This window comes from Bradyrhizobium sp. B025, from assembly GCF_042257955.1.
GTDB classification, from domain to species: Bacteria; Pseudomonadota; Alphaproteobacteria; order Rhizobiales; family Xanthobacteraceae; genus Bradyrhizobium; species Bradyrhizobium diazoefficiens.
The window spans coordinates 6,384,207-6,399,046 of record NZ_CP170150.1; the positions used below are offsets into that span (position 1 = coordinate 6,384,207).

Genomic DNA, 14,840 nt, shown 5'->3' on the forward strand with positions numbered 1-14,840 from the left:
CCCACCCTTTTTGCCGCCCGCATGTTGTCAGCGCGCTGGAGCCGGAGTGAACGCTGCCGGAGGAGTGGAGGCAAGGGGGAAGTTTGTCGAGCCGTTATCCTGCGGCTCGCCGCGGCGTGAGGTTTGCGGCACTGTCAGCCGGCGGCGCGACGTGCATCAGAATGGTCTGGGTCGCCGATGCGACCTCGATGCCGTTCTGCTGGAAGCGCTGCTTCATGCGGCGGTTGAACTCGCGCTGGACCGGCCAGCGCCCGGCCTCGGTGCAGCGGATCTGGCCGACGATCGACACCATCGCGCCATCGACCTTGTCGACGCCCCAGAGCTCGAGGTCGCCGCGGATCAGCGCGCGGAATTCACTCTCGCGGCGCATCTCGTCGACGATGTCCTTGAGGATTTGGCCGGCGCGGTCGGTGTCCTCCTTGTAGGCCACGTTTACGCTGACGGACGCATTGCCCGCGCCGCGGCTGGCATTGGTGATGGTCGTGACCGCGCTGAACGGCACGATGTGCACGGCACCGTCGCCTGCGCGCAGGCGGATGGTGCGGATCGAGACGTTCTCGACGACGCCTGAGAGCCCCGACACGCTGACATTGTCGCCGACCTGCACCGTGTTCTCCAACAGCAGGAACAGGCCGGTGATGAGATCCTGCACCAGTTTTTGCGAACCGAAACCGATGGCGATGCCGACGATGCCGGCGCCTGCGAGCAGCGGGGCGACATTGACGCCGATCTCACTGAGCGCCGTGAGGCCGACGACGGCGGCGATCACGCAGAGCAGCGCGGTGCGCAGCATCGGCTGGAAGGTCCGGAGGCGCGCGGCGCGGGCGTAGTGCCCGTCGCGGGACAGCGCATTGATCTGGCGATCCAGCAGCGCGTTGCTGATCTCCCAGATAGCCGCAGCGACGAATACGGCAACGCCGATCGTCACCACGGCCGAGATCAGCCGTCCGCCGATCTGGCCGCCATAGAACCAGACGATGGCGTCCACGCCCCAGACTTCGAGCACGGCCACGAAGCCGATGAAGGCGATCACGCTGGACACGATCTTGCGCAGCAGCGGCAGATAGCGGTTGGCCCGGATTTCCAGCCCCGGAAAGCGCTGCAGGATCTCCGGCTTGATGCGGAAGCCGCGGTCGATCAGGCCCAGCGTCAGCATGATGGCGACGCGCGTGATCAGCGCCACCGCGATGGTGCCTACGAAATATTGCAGCAGCAGCGCATAGCCGTTGCGGATGTTCAGCGCCCACACCGCCCACAGCGCAAGATCGAGCGCGATCGCAAGGTAATGCCAGCCACCGGCGATGCGGTTGCGCAGGCGCGCCGCAATCCCCGGCCGCTCGGCGGGCGCGCGAATGGCTTCGGCGACCTGGCGGCGGCATTGCAGGATGATGACGACGACGAAGAGATGCACGACCAGCATCACCATGCGCAGCAGCGCGGCGTAGCCGGCGCGATGCAGACCGAGCAGCAGCGCCACATTGGCAAAGGCGATGCCGGAGACGCCGACGCCGACGATGCGGCGCGCCCAGATCTCGATATAGGCCGCGGTCTCGGCCCGAACCGGAAACAGGCCGGACGGCCCCGCCAGCGCACGGACCACGCAGATGAGCCCGCGCGAGAACGCATAGGCGTTGACGACCGCGAGGATCACGAGGCGGACGGTCGTGGGCTCGCCGATCTCCGTTCCGAGCAGCGCGGTGGCGATGCCCACGAAGACGAACACGGGAAGCAGTTCGAACACCAGGCGCGCCAGCACAAAGGGCAGCCGCAGCACGACCTGCCAGATCCGCACGAGACTGTGGCGGCGCTTGTGCAGTTCGGGCTCCGGGGTGACATCGGTCACCGATGACGGCGGATCTGCAATGGGCAGCGCCTGCGCCGGCAGATGCGCGGCCTGCGGCACGCGTCCTTCCAGGAACACGACCGGGCGGCGGATCAGACGAAAGATCACCCACTCGGCGGAGAGGGCGCAGCCGAGCACCAGCGCGAGCTTCCAGGCGATCTCGATCAGGAGGTTGTAGGCCGCGGGATCGTTCGCGGTTCGCATGATCCAGTAATAGAAGGCCGGGAAGTGCGTGAGCGTCCGCGCCACGCCGGCGATCTCGCCCGAGATCTCGCCGATCTGCTCCGATACCGTGAGCAGGAGCTGCGCACCGAGGCCATCGGCCGAAAGCGGGATCGGCGATTTCTGCTCGGGCGCGGACGGCGCAGGCTGCTGCTGACCTGATACATTCGCGATCGCGCGCAGCGTGTCGATCATCTGCGCGCGTTTCTGGTCGTCCTGCAGCGTCTCCAGCGCGCGCCTGGCCTCGTCCGGCGACAGCGTGGCCGCACCCTTGGTCGCCGGCGCACGCGCCTCGGCCTGGGCGCCGGAGAGAGATGAGATGGCGAGGAAGAGCGCTGCGAGGAGCGCCGAGGCAAGCTTATGCGACACGAGGATTCCTTGAAAAAATGAATGCGCAGGCGGCGACGGGGCCGTCACCGCCGAAGCACGTGCGTCATGTCGGATGGTCGTTATTCGCCCCGCCGCTGTGTCGGAAGTTGGCCAAGGAGGCGACATTCTCTTGGCATTTGCCGCGATGCAAGAAGCAGGAACCCCGTTTCCGACACGGCGAAATACCGGCTCGCGGGCGCGCGTCGATACAGCACGATGCTCACACCAAATCCTCTCCCGTCATTCCGGGATGGCTCCGGAACGACGGTGAGGAGGAGGAGGAGAAATGAAGCGTGATGCCAATCGCTCTGCGAAGCACAGCGCCGGGCAGGTAGGGGCCTTGCCTCACTGATGGAGCCCTCTAAACCTTGACCCGGCGTGCCGTTCGCGGTTTCTGCCGCTATGCGATAGTCCGAACGAGCTCCATCGCACTTAACGCGGCTGGATCTGCGGAGGTGGTGTCATAGACCTCCCCTTGCTCATGTGGTGGACGTTGCGCGTCGCGTATTCGCGACCAGCGTCATGCTCCTCCCGTGACATAGAACTGTCAAGCAGGATCAATGGCTTTGAAATCACATTTGAGGGCGTGTTCCAGGCCGTTCCCGCGACAGATTGGTCGCATGAGGCGACGGAATAAATCCCTTCCAGCAGCGTTTGTATCGAAGAGATTGTCCGTCCTCATTATTTCCAGAAAGCCAGAGATGAAAGCATTGACTTGCATGGCCGTTCTCGCTGCCCTCGTGACCGGATCGGCATTCGCGCAAACCCCGCCGCAGACCTCCACCAGAAAGGTCGACGGCACCGACAATGTCTACATCTTCCGCTATGGCGGCCATCAGTCGATGTTCGTGGTGACGCCGAAGGGCGTGATCGCGACCGATCCGATCTCCTACTTGCGACCCGCGAAGCCCTATGTCGACGCGATCAAGGCGGTCACCGACCAGCCGATCAAATACGTCGTCTACAGCCATCATCACTACGACCACATCGCCGGCGGCCAGCCATTCAAGGATCTCGGCGCCACCTTCATCGCGCATCGGCGGACCAAGGAGCGCCTGCTCGAGCTGAAGAAGCAGAATGCGCTGCTCGCCGACGTCGTGATGCCGGATCAGGTGGTGGACGACAAGAAGAGCATCACGCTCGGCGGCACCACGCTGGAGCTGAACTATGTCGGCCGCAACCATTCCGACAATTCGCTGGTGATGCGGCTGCCGAAGGAGAAGATCGTCTTCGTCGTCGATTTCGCGCCGATCGAGTCCGTCCAGTTCCGCAACATCCCCGACAATGTCTCGCCGCTGGAATATATCGCTTCGCTGAAGAAGCTGGCGTCGCTCGACTGGGAGCGGATGATCCCCGGCCACCCCAATGCCGGCGGGCGGCTCGGCACCAAGAAGGACGTCGAGGACGACATCGCCTACATGGAGGATCTCTCCGCCGAGGTGAAGAAGGCGGCGGACGCCGGCAAATGCATCGATACCGCGATGAAGGAAGTGAAGCTGCCGAAATACGAGAAGTGGGCGAATTACGAGACCGCGCTGCCCGCCAATGTCGAGCGCTTCTGCTACTGGTGGGGCCGCGGGTACTAGCAAGCCGCTTGCAGAGAAACTCGTAGGGTGGGCAAAGCAACGAGACGCGCAAGGCGCGGCTCGTTGCGTGCCCACCATGCCAGCCGCGATCGTGGAGAGACGGTGGGCACGGCGCAAGGGCGCCTTTGCCCACCCTACGAGATCAGAGATCGCAGCTACGACCTGCGGCAGACAGGTCGCTTTGCCCGCCCGGCCCGGTCTGCGGCGATGATGACATCATGCCCCTGTCTTGCCCGACGGGTCAAACGGACATCTTTAAATCCGAACAACAGCGACCGTTCGCCAAGCCATTGATTCCACTGGCACCGGCTACTGTGCATGGGGTTGTTTTCGTACTTTTTCGATGACCGGCTCGGCTGGCCTAGAGAAACATGTCTGCCAGGTCGACCGTCGAGGACTTTCCGATCTGGTCGAAGTTTCGCGCCAGCCAGCTTCGCGCCGCCTCGCGGCCCTCGTCGCGCAGGCGACACAACAGGCTCCATTCGGGGTGGAACTGCGTGGCCGTGCCGAGCTGCGACATCAACTGGTCGTTGCCAATCCAATGTATGTACATGCGGCTATGCCTGCTGCTGTCGAGCTCGCCGTCGTCGATCAGCCGCGTGGCGAAGGCGATCGCGCGCATCTCGCGCATCAAGGACGAATTGAAGCTGATCTCGTTGATGCGGTGGAGGACATCGGCTGCACTGGTCGGCAGCTCGTTGCGCCGGATCGCCGTGACTTGCACGATGATGACGTCGTGACTGCCCTTGCGGTAGATCAACGGATAGATCGCGGGATTGCCGAGATAGCCGCCATCCCAATAATGCTCGCCGTCGATCTCGACGGCCTGGAAATACGGCGGCAGGCAGGCCGAGGCGAGCACGGTTTCCGCCGTGAGCAGCGGGCTCTGGAATACCTTGATCTTGCCGGTGCGAACGTTGGTGGCGTTGAGAAACAGCTGCGGCGCCTCGGGCGAGGAATTGAGCCGGTCGAAATCGACCACGCGCTGCAGCAGCGAGCGGAGCGGATTGAAATGAAAGGGATTGAGCAGGCCCGGCGGCAGCGTGTGCGTCAGCGTGTGGATGATTGCGTGGACCGGATGATATTCCGGCGGCAGCCTCAGGGCCTGTATCCACTGGTTCAGCGGCGACATCAAATCGTACGTCATGTCCATACGCGACACTTCGTACCAGAATGCGTGCAGGCTCTCCCGCGCGGCCTCCGCGCCGCCGTGCGCCATGCCGGAGGCCATCGCCACCGCATTCATGGCGCCGGCACTGGTCGCGCTGACCGCCTCGATCGCCAACCTGCCGTCTTCGAGCACCTGGTCGAGCACGCCCCAGACGAAGGCGCCGTGCGCGCCGCCGCCCTGGAGCGCGAAGTTGACGGTCTTGCGGTCCGCGGTCCTGTTGGCTGTCACTTTGCTTGCTTCTTGCTTCCCGTCGCTTCTTTCTCCAGCGCCTTGCGCACCTCCTCGAACTCCTCCAGCGAGGCCTTGTCGGCGCGGGGAAAGCGCAGGTCCAGCTTCTCGAGCGCAGCGTTGATCACCGAGCCAATCACGACGCGCGCGAACCATTTGTGATCGGCGGGCACGACATACCACGGCGCATGCGGCGTTGCCGTGTGGCGAACGATGTCTTGATAGACCGCCTGATAGCGCGGCCACAGCGCGCGCTCCTTGATGTCGTCCATGGAGAATTTCCACTGCTTGGCGGGCTCCTCCAGCCGGTCGAGGAAGCGCTGACGCTGCTCGTCCTTGGACAGGTTGAGAAAAAACTTCAACACCACGGTGCCGTTGCGCGTGAGGTAACGCTCGAAGGCGGAAATGTCCTCGAACCGCTCCTTCCAGATGTTCTTGGTCACGAGCTTCTGCGGCAGCTTCTCCTTGGCGAGGATCTCCGGATGCACGCGCGTCACCAGGCACTCCTCGTAATGCGAGCGGTTGAAGATGCCGATATGGCCGCGCTCCGGCAGCGCGGTGACGTGGCGCCAGAGGAAGTCGTGGTCGAGCTCCTTGCTGCTTGGCGCCTTGAAGGCGTGGACATCGCAGCCCTGCGGGTTGATGCCCTCGAAAATCGCCTTGATCGCGGAATCCTTCCCCGCCGCGTCCATGGCCTGGAACACGATCAGCACCGACCAGCGGTCCTGGGCGTAGAGTTTCTCCTGGAACTCGATCAGCCGCTTCTTGTTGGCGTCGAGAATCTCCTGCGCCCTCTCCTTGTCGAGATCGCCCTTCTCGTTGGTCTTGTGCGCCTTGAGGTGAAACTTGCCCGAGCCGTCGTAGCGGAACGGCGCGATGTAACGGTCAAGTTCCTGGGCGAGCGATCTGGACGGCTTCTTGTTCATGGGCGCGGGGCACCTTGCGTTGCGGCTTCAGTCGGTCGAGCACGCTACCAAGGATACCCTTGGGAAGGAATATGATGAAAAGCACCAGCAGCACGCCGTAGACGAGATTGTCCCAGCCGACCGCCTTGGTGCCGAAGCCGATGCGCAAGCTCTCCGCCAGCAGGATCGTGATGACGGCACCGAAGGTCGGACCGAGCGAGACGAACAGGCCGCCGACGATGGCGGCAAACACCATCTGGAGCGACACCGCGATGCCGCTGACCGTGTCGGGCGTAATGAACATCTGGTACTGGCAGTAGATGGCGCCGGCGAGCGCCGTCATCAGCGCGCTGAGCAGCGTGATCTTCAGCTTCTCCGCGGTGACGTCGACGCCGGCGGCGGCCGCGGCGTCCTCGTCCTCCGAGATCGCCTCCAGCGCGTAGCGGCTCATGCTGCGGTCGACCCAGTGCCAGACCACGATGCCGAACAGCCAGACCCCGAGCGCGATCAGATACCAGGTCGTCTTGTCGTCGAATTGCAGCGCCAGCAGCTTGTTGCCCGAGGCGCGGTTCGGCGTGTAGCCGAGCGAGCCGCCGGTATAGTCACGTGTGGCGGTGATGACCTGGAGCACGATGCCCGACAGCGCCAGCGTCACCAGCACGAAATAGTGACCGGTGATGCGGAAGCGGAAGCAGGGATAGCCGACGATCAGCGCCAGCGTACCCGCCGCAACCATGCTGATGGGAATGCCGATCCAGGGCGACCAGCCCAGATGATTCCACAGCAGCGCGGTGACATAGGCGCCGATGCCCATGAAGCCGCCATGGCCGAGCGAGACCAAGCCGAACCGGCCCATCATCGACCAGGACGTGTAGGCGAACGACCAGATCAGGATCAGCACCAGGATGTGCAGATGATAGGGATCGCGATAGACGAAGGGCAGCGCGACCAGCGCCGCCAGTCCCACCACCCATGCCGCAAGCCGCCCCTGCCCCGTCATCGGCGCCTCGCAAGCAGGCCCGCGGGCCGGATGAACATCATGACGATGAAGAAGGCGAACGCGAGCACATAGCCCCATTCAAGGTCGGAGAACAGGCCGCCGAGCGAGATGATCTCGGCGAACACGAAGGCGGCGATGAAGCCGCCGATGAAATTGCCGAGGCCCCCGAGCACGCAGATCAGGAAGGTGATCGGCCCGAAGGACAGGCCGACGAAGGGGTGCACGTCGTATTGCAGCACCAGCAGGCAGGCGGCGAGGCCTGCGAGCGCGCCGCCGAGCGCCGAGGTGATAAGGTAGAGCTTCTTCGTATCGACGCCCATCAGCGCCATGATCTGCCGGTCCTGCGAGATCGCGCGGATCGCGGTTCCCGTGAAGGTGCGCGTCATGAATAAGTAGACGGCGACCATGCCGACCAGCGCAGCCAGAAACGACAGGAGTCGTGCGTAGCTGAAATTCATGTCGCCGAAGGCGAGCACCGGCAGGCGGATGCCGAGATTGCGGAAGTCGATGCCGAAGGCGACGGTCGCAAAACTCTGGAGCACGAACAGCACGCCACCGGTTGCGAGCAACTGGTTGATCGGCGGCGCGGTGAGCAGCGGCGCGATCACGAGGTAATGCAGCGCCGCGCCGAGCAGCGCGACCAGAAGAATGGTGAACGGCGCCGCGACGAAATAGCTGACGCCGTAGTACTGCACCATGAAATACATCGCGTACATGCCGATCATCACGAGCTCGGCATAGCAGATCCAGGTCACGTCGATGACGCCGAAGATCAGATTGAGCCCAAGCGCAAGCAGCGCCAGCACGCCGCCGAGCAGGATGCCGTTGATCACGGCCTCCAGCAGGTAGATGTCGAAAATGTCCAGGAATGCCTGCATGCCCCTGCCCGCCCCTCACACCCCGAGATACGCTTCCTTGACCGTGTCGCTCGCGAGCATCTCGGCCGAGGTGCCTGAGCTGCGGATCGTGCCGGCCTCGATCAGATAGGCACGGTCGACCACCCGCAGCACCTGCTGCACGTTCTGCTCGACGATCAGCACCGTCAGCCCGCGGGCGCGGATCCGCTTCACCAGCTCGAACACCTGCTGCACCACGACCGGCGCAAGTCCCGCGGAGGGCTCGTCGAGCAGCAGCAGTTTTGGATTGGACATCAGCGCGCGCCCGATCGCGCACATCTGCTGCTCGCCGCCGGACATCGTGCCGGCCATCTGGTGGCGGCGCTCCTTCAGGCGCGGAAACAGGTCGAACACCACCTCCAGCCGCTCGGCATGGTGGCCGCGCGCCTCCTTCATGAATGCGCCCATCTTCAGATTGTCGTCGACCGTGAGCTGCGGAAACAGCCGCCGGTTCTCCGGCACATGTGCGATCCCAAGGCTGACGATCTTGTGCGGCGGTGTCGCGACGACATCGACGCCTTCCATCCTGATCGAACCGCGCGAGGGACGGATCAGGCCGGAGATGACGCGCATCAGGGTGGTCTTGCCGGCGCCGTTCGGGCCGATGACGCCGACCGCCTCGCCGGCCCTCACGTCGAGATCGACGTCGAACAGCGCCTGGAACGTACCGTAGCCGGCGTTGACGGACCGCAGCTCCAGCATCGGCTAGCCTCCCGCGCGGCGGCGCGCTTCGGCAGCCGCGGCCTGCGTGGTCTCGGCATCGGTGCCGAGATAGACCTCGATGACCCGGGGATCGCCCGCGACCTGGCTCGGCAACCCTTCCGAGATCTTCTCGCCGTGATCGAGCACCATGACGCGATCGACCACCCGCATCAGCACGCCCATGATGTGCTCGACCCAGATGATGGTGATGCCGAGCTCGTCGCGGATGTTGCGCAGCATGTCGGCGGCCTGGTCCATCTCGGTCTCGTCAAGGCCGCCGAGGCTTTCGTCGGCGAGCAGCAGTTTTGGCGCGGTGGCGAGCGCTTTCGCCAGCTCGAGCTTCTTCAGCCCGGCAGCGCCGAGGCCGTCGACGCTGGCATGGCGGTCGGTCGGCAGGCCGACCATGGCCAGCGACCGCTCGGCCGCTTCCTCGGCCTTGATGCGGCTATGGCGGCCCTGGCCGTAGAAGCCGGCGAGCGCGACGTTCTCGAAGATGGTCAGGCGGCGGAAGGGGCGCGGAATCTGGAAGGTACGGCCGATGCCGCGGTTGATGATCCGGTGCGGCGCGAGGCCCGCGATCTCGTGCCCGGCGAACAGGATCGACCCGGAGGTCGGCGCCAGCGTGCCGGAGAGCATGTTGAAGATCGTGCTCTTGCCCGAACCGTTGGGACCGATCAGGCCGAGGATCTCGCCCTGGTCGACCCGAAACGACACGTTGTTCACGGCGGTGAAGCCGCCAAACCGCTTCACCAGCCCGCTGACTTCCAACACCAAAGCTCTCCGTTTCTTCGCGTGTTGCGCTACTGGTTGCTGTAGGTGGTGCCCTTCGGCAGTGGCAGCACGGCCTCGCGCTGCGCCTGGCTCTTGGGCCACACCATATGGGACTTGTCCTCGAGATACTGGATCACGACGGGGAACGAGCGCTCGTTCTGCCCTGCCATCGGCGTGCCTTCGCCATAGAACTTGACGCCGAAGCCGAGCATGGTGCCGCCCTCGGGAATGTCGGTGTCGAGCGCCGCCTTGCGCAGCGCGTCGGGATCGACCCCGCCGTATTTTTTGATCGCGCGCGGCAGCACATCGCTCATGAACACATAGGTATTGGACGCACCGATGCCGACATGGGCGGAGCGGATGGCGACGCCGGGCCTGATCTTGTCGAACTCCTCGCCGACCATCTTGATCACGGGGGGAAGCTTCGGATCCATGGTCTTCTGGTTGGCGAGCCAGATCGAGATCGGGTCGGTGTTGAAGATGTAGGTGGCATCCGCGCCCATGCCCTCCTTCAGCTTCTCATAGACGCCATAGCCGGCGCCATGCCCCATCAGCGCGCCGAACTTCAGCCCCTGCTCGCGGGCCTGCCGCAGCAGCAGCGTGATGTCGGGGTTGTAGCCGGTGTGGAAGATCACGTCGGGCTTGGCGCGCTTCAGCTTGGTCACCAGCGCCGAGAGATCCGGCGCGGTCGCCGAATAACCTTCCTTCATCACGACGTTGAAGCCGGCCTTCTTGGCGCCCGCCTCATTACCCCTGGAGACGTCGACGCCATAGGCGCCGTCCTCATGGATGATGGCGACGCGCAGATCCTTCGGCTCCTTGTCGAACTTCGCCTTGGCGTTCTGGGCGATGAAATCCATCGTCATCATGCCGAACTGATCGCCGCTCGCCTGCGGACGGAAGACGTATTTGTAGCCCTTCTCGTTGAACACGGCGGACGAGATGCAGGTCGTCATCCACATGAACTTCTTGAGCTGCTCGACACGCGCGGCCACGGGCACGCATTGTGCCGAGGAGAAGAAGCCGAGCACCATGTCGACCTTCTCCTGCTCGAGCAGGCGGACGGACTCGTTGATGGCGACGTCGGGCTTGCTCTGCGCATCGGCATAGACCGCCTCGATCTTGTAGCCCTCGACGCCGGTCCTGGCGAAATGGTCGAGGATGATCTTTGCGCCGATATAGCCGAGCTCAGAGCCGCCGCCCGCGAGCGGGCCGGTCAGGTCGAACACCACGCCGATCTTGATCTTCTTCTCCTGGGCCTGGACGGAGACCGCCAAGCCCGTCGCTGATATCGCGACCATCAGCCCCCGTACCAAGCGGGCAGCCATGCGCAGGCGCATCTAAACCTCCCTGGACGATTGTGCATTGCATTCTTCTTGCTTTTGCTTTTTCGCCCATCACATGGGCTGCGCGCAGCGATGTCAAGCCTCGCGCGTCAGCGCGAGGCGAACTGCTGCGCGACGAAGGCCGTGACAAATCGCGGCATGGTCGGGGTGAGATCATCCATCCCGCGCACGAGATGAATGGCCGACAACTCAGGTTCGGTCTCGCGCGCGAGATTGGCTTCGATCCGGGCACGGATCGCCTCGCCCGGCATGTCCAGGTTGATAACCTTGATCATTGCAATCGCGTGGCCGCTGACGACGCAGTGCCAGTCGGTTTCCGCCGCGTAGTCGGCCGCGGTCAGGCCGGTCTCCTCGGCGAGCTCGCGGACGACGCTGCCGGGAATGTCGAGCACACCGTCCCTGACGTCGTCGAGATCGGGCGTGCCGGAGGGGAAATAGATGCGACCGGCATTGGCGGTGTGCTGCGCCATCTCGCCCATCACGAAGGCGCCGTCGGAGGCGCGCAGCGCGCCCATGCCGAAACCGTTGAACACGGCGGTGTCAGGGAAGCCCCAGTCGCGCCAGGCGAGGAAGCTCGCGAAATCGGTCTCGAAATAGGTCGCGGCGAGATGGCCGTCCGTGAACACGGCATCGCGCCCGAGCAGGACGCGGCCGTTCCAGATTTTCGGCCGCTCGCGCTGCTTCTCGGCAAAGTGCGCCGCGATCTCGGCGCGCCGTTCCTCGGCGAACGGCCAGATGATCGGCCGCACGGCGAGATCAAGCGTCGTGACGCGATGAATGACCGGGGACGTCATGAAGCCTGGTTACCACGCCTTCGCGTCAGTTATTTGGCGCTCCCCGTGGTCTTCTTGGCCTGCTCGACATACCTGTTGGTAAAGGTCTTGCTGACGTCGATCTTGGCGTTGGCGACCTCGGGCGAGCCGACGCTGAACACGGCGAGCACGGCGTCCGCGCCCTTCGGGTCCATCTTGCCGGTCTCGGAGAACATCGGGATCGTGTTCTTCAGCGCGGCGAGATAGAGGTCCTTGTTCTTGCCGACGGTCTCTTCCGGCATCTTCGCCATAATCTCCTCAGGCGAGTGCGAGTGAATCCAGGCCAGCGTGGCGAGGATCGCATTGGTGAGCGCCTGCGTCTCCTTCTCGTGGCCATTGACCCAGGCCGCGGTCGAATACAGCGCGCCGCCCGGATATTCGCCGCCGAACGTCTCAAGCGTGTCCTTCTGGGTGCGGGTGTCGCTGAGAATGCGCAGATCCTTGTGGCTGCCCTGGAGCACCGTGACGGAAGGATCCAGCATCACGGCTGCGTCGATCTGCCCCTGCTCCATCGCGGCCACCGCGGTGGCGCCGAGGCCGACGCCGATCACGGCGGTGCCGGCGGGATCGAGGCCATTCCTCTTGAGCATGTATTTGAGGAAGAAGTCGGTGGAGGATCCGGGGGCGCTGACGCCGACCTTCTTGCCGGCGAGATCCTTGATCGACTTGATTTCGTTCGTGTGCGCGGGCGAAACCACCAGCACGAGGCCGGGATAGCGGTCATAGACGACGAAGGCCTGGAGCTCCTGCTTCTTGGCCGCCAGGTTGACGCAATGGTCGAAATAGCCGGAGACCACGTCGGCGCTGCCGCCGAGCACGGCCTTGAGCGCATCCGAACCGCCCTTGAGGTCCACGAGTTCGACATTGAGGCCGGCCTTGTCGTATTCGCCGAGCTGCTTGGCCAGCACCGTGGGCAGATAGCACAGGCAGGAACCGCCGCCGACCGCGATAGTCACCTTGCTTTGCGCCGCGGCAAGACCGGTGGTGAGCGTCAGCGCGAGCAGCGCGCCGGCGAGCCTGGCAATCGTGTTCTTCATTGGTTTCCTCCGTTCGGCCGGCGGCACCATAGAGCAGCGGGACCGGCTTGAGAAGCACTGCCTAAGTGCGACTCGCCATCAGCCTTTGGGCGCAATAGCATGGCCAAACAAGAACAATTCCTGATGGGGAGAATCATCCATGAATCGCCTTGCCGCCGGACTGTCGATCGCCGCCGCCTTTGCCGCCGGATGCGGCGCAAACCAGTTGCTCCGGCCGGCGCTGGCCGCCGAGAACGTCACCGCACAGATCATCCACACCGGCGAGATGGAAGGCGACGCGCTCGGGCCCGCCAACAATGTCGGCTATCGCTCCAAGATGTTCGCAAGCGCCGACGGCGCCACCATCTCGATCCAGGTCGGCAATGTGCCCAAGCACCTGCATCCCAACACCAACGAAATCCAGTACATCCTGGACGGGACCGGGACGATCTGGCTCGGCGACAAGGAGGTCACGGTGAAGCCGGGCGACCTCGTCATCATCCCCAAGGGCACGCCGCATGGCGGCACCAAGCCGATCAGCGGCCAGGTTAAGGCAATCGCGATCAAGACGCCGCCGCAGGCGCCCGACGATACCAAGCTGCTGGATTGAGCATTCGCGCTGCCGGGGCTCGCGCGACGCGCGGGCCCGTCCACTGAATGTCCCGGCTAGATCGGGCGCGCCTGCTTCCTGATCTCGTTCGCGATCGGCTTGAGCGTGTCCGTCGGAAGCTCGCCGACGAGCGTATAGCCCATGCCGCCGTCCGCCCAGGCGAAACCCGCGACATCACCGGTCGATTGCGGCAGCATCGGCGTATCCTGTCCACCGCGGCTCATCGGGCGCGTCAGCACGACAAGGCGATCGCCGCGATCGTCGTCGTACATGAACATCGCGGCCGGACCGTGCGAGGTCGCAACGAGACGCCCTCCCATCAGCCGATAGCCGGACACGGAAAGATCCGGCACCTTGACCGGCTGCTTCAGCCGGTTGGAGACCCATTGCGTGAGCTCGGCACTGTCGGACGCTCTTATCTCGACCGGCCGCACGCGGTCGGGCGCATAGACGCCATAGGAGTAGGCGGCCTCCTGGGCCAGCGCAGACAGACCGTTCGAACCTTCTTGCAGCAGGCTGCGCATGGTCCAGCCGCCGAGACCGCCGACGCCGAGGAGCAGCAACGCAGCGATTGCTCCCCATGCCGGCAGAGGACGCCGCTTCCGGTTCTCCATGATATGCGACAAATTCAGCTCGGCCGGCAATGGCTCGTCGGCGATTGACGCAAGCGCGCCGCGCAACTGCTCGCGCTGGGTGGCGAAGGCCGCAACGCGTCTGGCGACATCCGGATGATCGTCCAGATAGGATGCGACCTCCGCGCGACGCTCGGGCTCGAGCACCTGGTCCACATAGGCGTGGAGATCATCCTCCGTGATCGGTCGCTGGTTCATTTCGAGCTCCGCAATGCCACGACATTTCCTGGCGCAATGCCATCCATCTCCTGTTGTAACCTTTCCCGTGCACGCGACAGTCGCGACATCACGGTGCCAACCGGAACCTTGAGAACTTCGGCGGCGTCCGCGTAGGAGAGATCCTCGACCGCAACCAGCAACAACACGGCCCGCTGCTCTTCCGGCAGTCTCGCCAGCTTGCTCAAGACGTCCTGATAGATCAGCCTGTGCTCCTGCGCTGCCGCACTGACGAGCTCCTGCTCGCCTGCATCATCGATCGGCATATGCCTGCCTCGGGCTGTGGCCTGACGGAATCGCGTGACCGCCAGATTGTGAAGGATGGTGAACAGCCAGGCACGCACGCTGCCGTCACGCCGTTGGTGCCAGCGGCTGACGGCGCGCTCCAGGCAATCCTGAACGAGGTCGTCGGCCGCCGCACGATCGCGCATGAGCGCGCGCGCATAGCGGCGGAGCGCGGGGATCAGCGGCTCGACCTGAACCAGCATATCCTTCATGGGGCGCTCCGCCTGCTC

14 protein-coding genes are annotated in these 14,840 nt (G+C 64.3%); 2 read left to right on the forward strand and 12 right to left on the reverse strand.

The genetic code is table 11. From position 1 onward, the window contains the following. Positions 1-94: 94 nt before the first annotated feature. The gene (locus tag ACE10W_RS30060) at positions 95-2,434 is read right to left on the reverse strand and encodes a mechanosensitive ion channel domain-containing protein (RefSeq protein ID WP_182872344.1); all 2,340 of its coding nucleotides are present in this window, start codon (positions 2,432-2,434) and stop codon (positions 95-97) included. 701 nt (positions 2,435-3,135) lie between these two features. Between ACE10W_RS30060 and ACE10W_RS30065 the strand changes: the two genes are divergently transcribed. Beyond that, entirely contained in the window at positions 3,136-4,020 is an 885-nt protein-coding gene (locus ACE10W_RS30065; protein ID WP_375762254.1) for an MBL fold metallo-hydrolase, read from the forward strand. A gap of 361 nt (positions 4,021-4,381) precedes the next feature. Here the strand turns inward: ACE10W_RS30065 and ACE10W_RS30070 are convergent, their stop codons facing one another. The 9 genes from ACE10W_RS30070 to ACE10W_RS30110 all read right to left on the reverse strand — a co-directional run bounded on the left by ACE10W_RS30070 (position 4,382) and on the right by ACE10W_RS30110 (position 12,888). Continuing rightward, positions 4,382-5,419 (reverse strand): patatin-like phospholipase family protein, encoded by a 1,038-nt coding sequence (locus tag ACE10W_RS30070; RefSeq protein ID WP_182872346.1) that lies wholly within the window; start codon positions 5,417-5,419, stop codon positions 4,382-4,384. Continuing rightward, positions 5,416-6,345: a polyphosphate kinase 2 family protein gene (locus ACE10W_RS30075; RefSeq protein WP_375762255.1), complete on the reverse strand. Its 930-nt coding sequence runs from the start codon at positions 6,343-6,345 to the stop codon at positions 5,416-5,418. Before ACE10W_RS30075 ends, ACE10W_RS30070 begins: the two co-directional genes overlap by 4 nt. Next, positions 6,305-7,324 carry a branched-chain amino acid ABC transporter permease gene (locus tag ACE10W_RS30080; RefSeq protein ID WP_375762256.1) on the reverse strand — a complete coding sequence of 340 codons (1,020 nt, stop codon included), beginning with the start codon at positions 7,322-7,324 and terminating at the stop codon, positions 6,305-6,307. The genes ACE10W_RS30075 and ACE10W_RS30080 overlap by 41 nt, the downstream gene beginning before the upstream one ends. Beyond that, entirely contained in the window at positions 7,321-8,202 is an 882-nt protein-coding gene (locus ACE10W_RS30085) for a branched-chain amino acid ABC transporter permease (protein ID WP_011089216.1), read from the reverse strand. Before ACE10W_RS30085 ends, ACE10W_RS30080 begins: the two co-directional genes overlap by 4 nt. Before the next feature lie 15 nt (positions 8,203-8,217). Beyond that, positions 8,218-8,922 carry an ABC transporter ATP-binding protein gene (locus ACE10W_RS30090; RefSeq protein ID WP_060908543.1) on the reverse strand — a complete coding sequence of 235 codons (705 nt, stop codon included), beginning with the start codon at positions 8,920-8,922 and terminating at the stop codon, positions 8,218-8,220. 3 nt (positions 8,923-8,925) lie between these two features. Next, positions 8,926-9,693 (reverse strand): ABC transporter ATP-binding protein, encoded by a 768-nt coding sequence (locus ACE10W_RS30095; protein WP_063921642.1) that lies wholly within the window; start codon positions 9,691-9,693, stop codon positions 8,926-8,928. A 29-nt stretch (positions 9,694-9,722) separates the two neighbouring features. Continuing rightward, positions 9,723-11,033 (reverse strand): ABC transporter substrate-binding protein, encoded by a 1,311-nt coding sequence (locus ACE10W_RS30100; protein ID WP_375762257.1) that lies wholly within the window; start codon positions 11,031-11,033, stop codon positions 9,723-9,725. 95 nt (positions 11,034-11,128) lie between these two features. Next, entirely contained in the window at positions 11,129-11,833 is a 705-nt protein-coding gene (locus ACE10W_RS30105; RefSeq protein WP_182872348.1) for an NUDIX hydrolase, read from the reverse strand. Positions 11,834-11,862: 29 nt separating this feature from the next. Next, complete coding sequence (locus tag ACE10W_RS30110; RefSeq protein ID WP_028176158.1) at positions 11,863-12,888, reverse strand: ABC transporter substrate-binding protein; 1,026 nt, start codon at positions 12,886-12,888, stop codon at positions 11,863-11,865. A gap of 139 nt (positions 12,889-13,027) precedes the next feature. Here ACE10W_RS30110 and ACE10W_RS30115 point away from each other — a divergent pair, with 139 nt between their 5' ends. Beyond that, entirely contained in the window at positions 13,028-13,477 is a 450-nt protein-coding gene (locus ACE10W_RS30115) for a cupin domain-containing protein (protein ID WP_028176159.1), read from the forward strand. Between the two features lie 56 nt (positions 13,478-13,533). Here the strand turns inward: ACE10W_RS30115 and ACE10W_RS30120 are convergent, their stop codons facing one another. Together ACE10W_RS30120 and ACE10W_RS30125 are read right to left on the reverse strand one after the other, a co-directional pair. Next, positions 13,534-14,307, reverse strand: a complete 774-nt coding sequence (locus ACE10W_RS30120; protein ID WP_271551284.1) for an anti-sigma factor — start codon at positions 14,305-14,307, stop codon at positions 13,534-13,536. Next, positions 14,304-14,822 (reverse strand): sigma-70 family RNA polymerase sigma factor, encoded by a 519-nt coding sequence (locus tag ACE10W_RS30125; protein WP_271551285.1) that lies wholly within the window; start codon positions 14,820-14,822, stop codon positions 14,304-14,306. The genes ACE10W_RS30120 and ACE10W_RS30125 overlap by 4 nt, the downstream gene beginning before the upstream one ends. Positions 14,823-14,840: the final 18 nt, after the last annotated feature.

Bases quoted from the DNA above. Each gene is read 5' to 3' on its own strand.
- ACE10W_RS30065 (WP_375762254.1), top strand. From the start codon at position 3,136: ATGAAAGCATTGACTTGCATGGCCGTTCTCGCTGCCCTCGTGACCGGA.
- ACE10W_RS30120 (WP_271551284.1), bottom strand. From the start codon at position 14,307: ATGAACCAGCGACCGATCACGGAGGATGATCTCCACGCCTATGTGGAC.
- ACE10W_RS30100 (WP_375762257.1), bottom strand. From the start codon at position 11,033: ATGCGCCTGCGCATGGCTGCCCGCTTGGTACGGGGGCTGATGGTCGCG.
- ACE10W_RS30105 (WP_182872348.1), bottom strand. From the start codon at position 11,833: ATGACGTCCCCGGTCATTCATCGCGTCACGACGCTTGATCTCGCCGTG.
- ACE10W_RS30080 (WP_375762256.1), bottom strand. From the start codon at position 7,324: ATGACGGGGCAGGGGCGGCTTGCGGCATGGGTGGTGGGACTGGCGGCG.
- ACE10W_RS30110 (WP_028176158.1), bottom strand. From the start codon at position 12,888: ATGAAGAACACGATTGCCAGGCTCGCCGGCGCGCTGCTCGCGCTGACG.
- ACE10W_RS30085 (WP_011089216.1), bottom strand. From the start codon at position 8,202: ATGCAGGCATTCCTGGACATTTTCGACATCTACCTGCTGGAGGCCGTG.
- ACE10W_RS30115 (WP_028176159.1), top strand. From the start codon at position 13,028: ATGAATCGCCTTGCCGCCGGACTGTCGATCGCCGCCGCCTTTGCCGCC.
- ACE10W_RS30075 (WP_375762255.1), bottom strand. From the start codon at position 6,345: ATGAACAAGAAGCCGTCCAGATCGCTCGCCCAGGAACTTGACCGTTAC.
- ACE10W_RS30125 (WP_271551285.1), bottom strand. From the start codon at position 14,822: ATGAAGGATATGCTGGTTCAGGTCGAGCCGCTGATCCCCGCGCTCCGC.
- ACE10W_RS30090 (WP_060908543.1), bottom strand. From the start codon at position 8,922: ATGCTGGAGCTGCGGTCCGTCAACGCCGGCTACGGTACGTTCCAGGCG.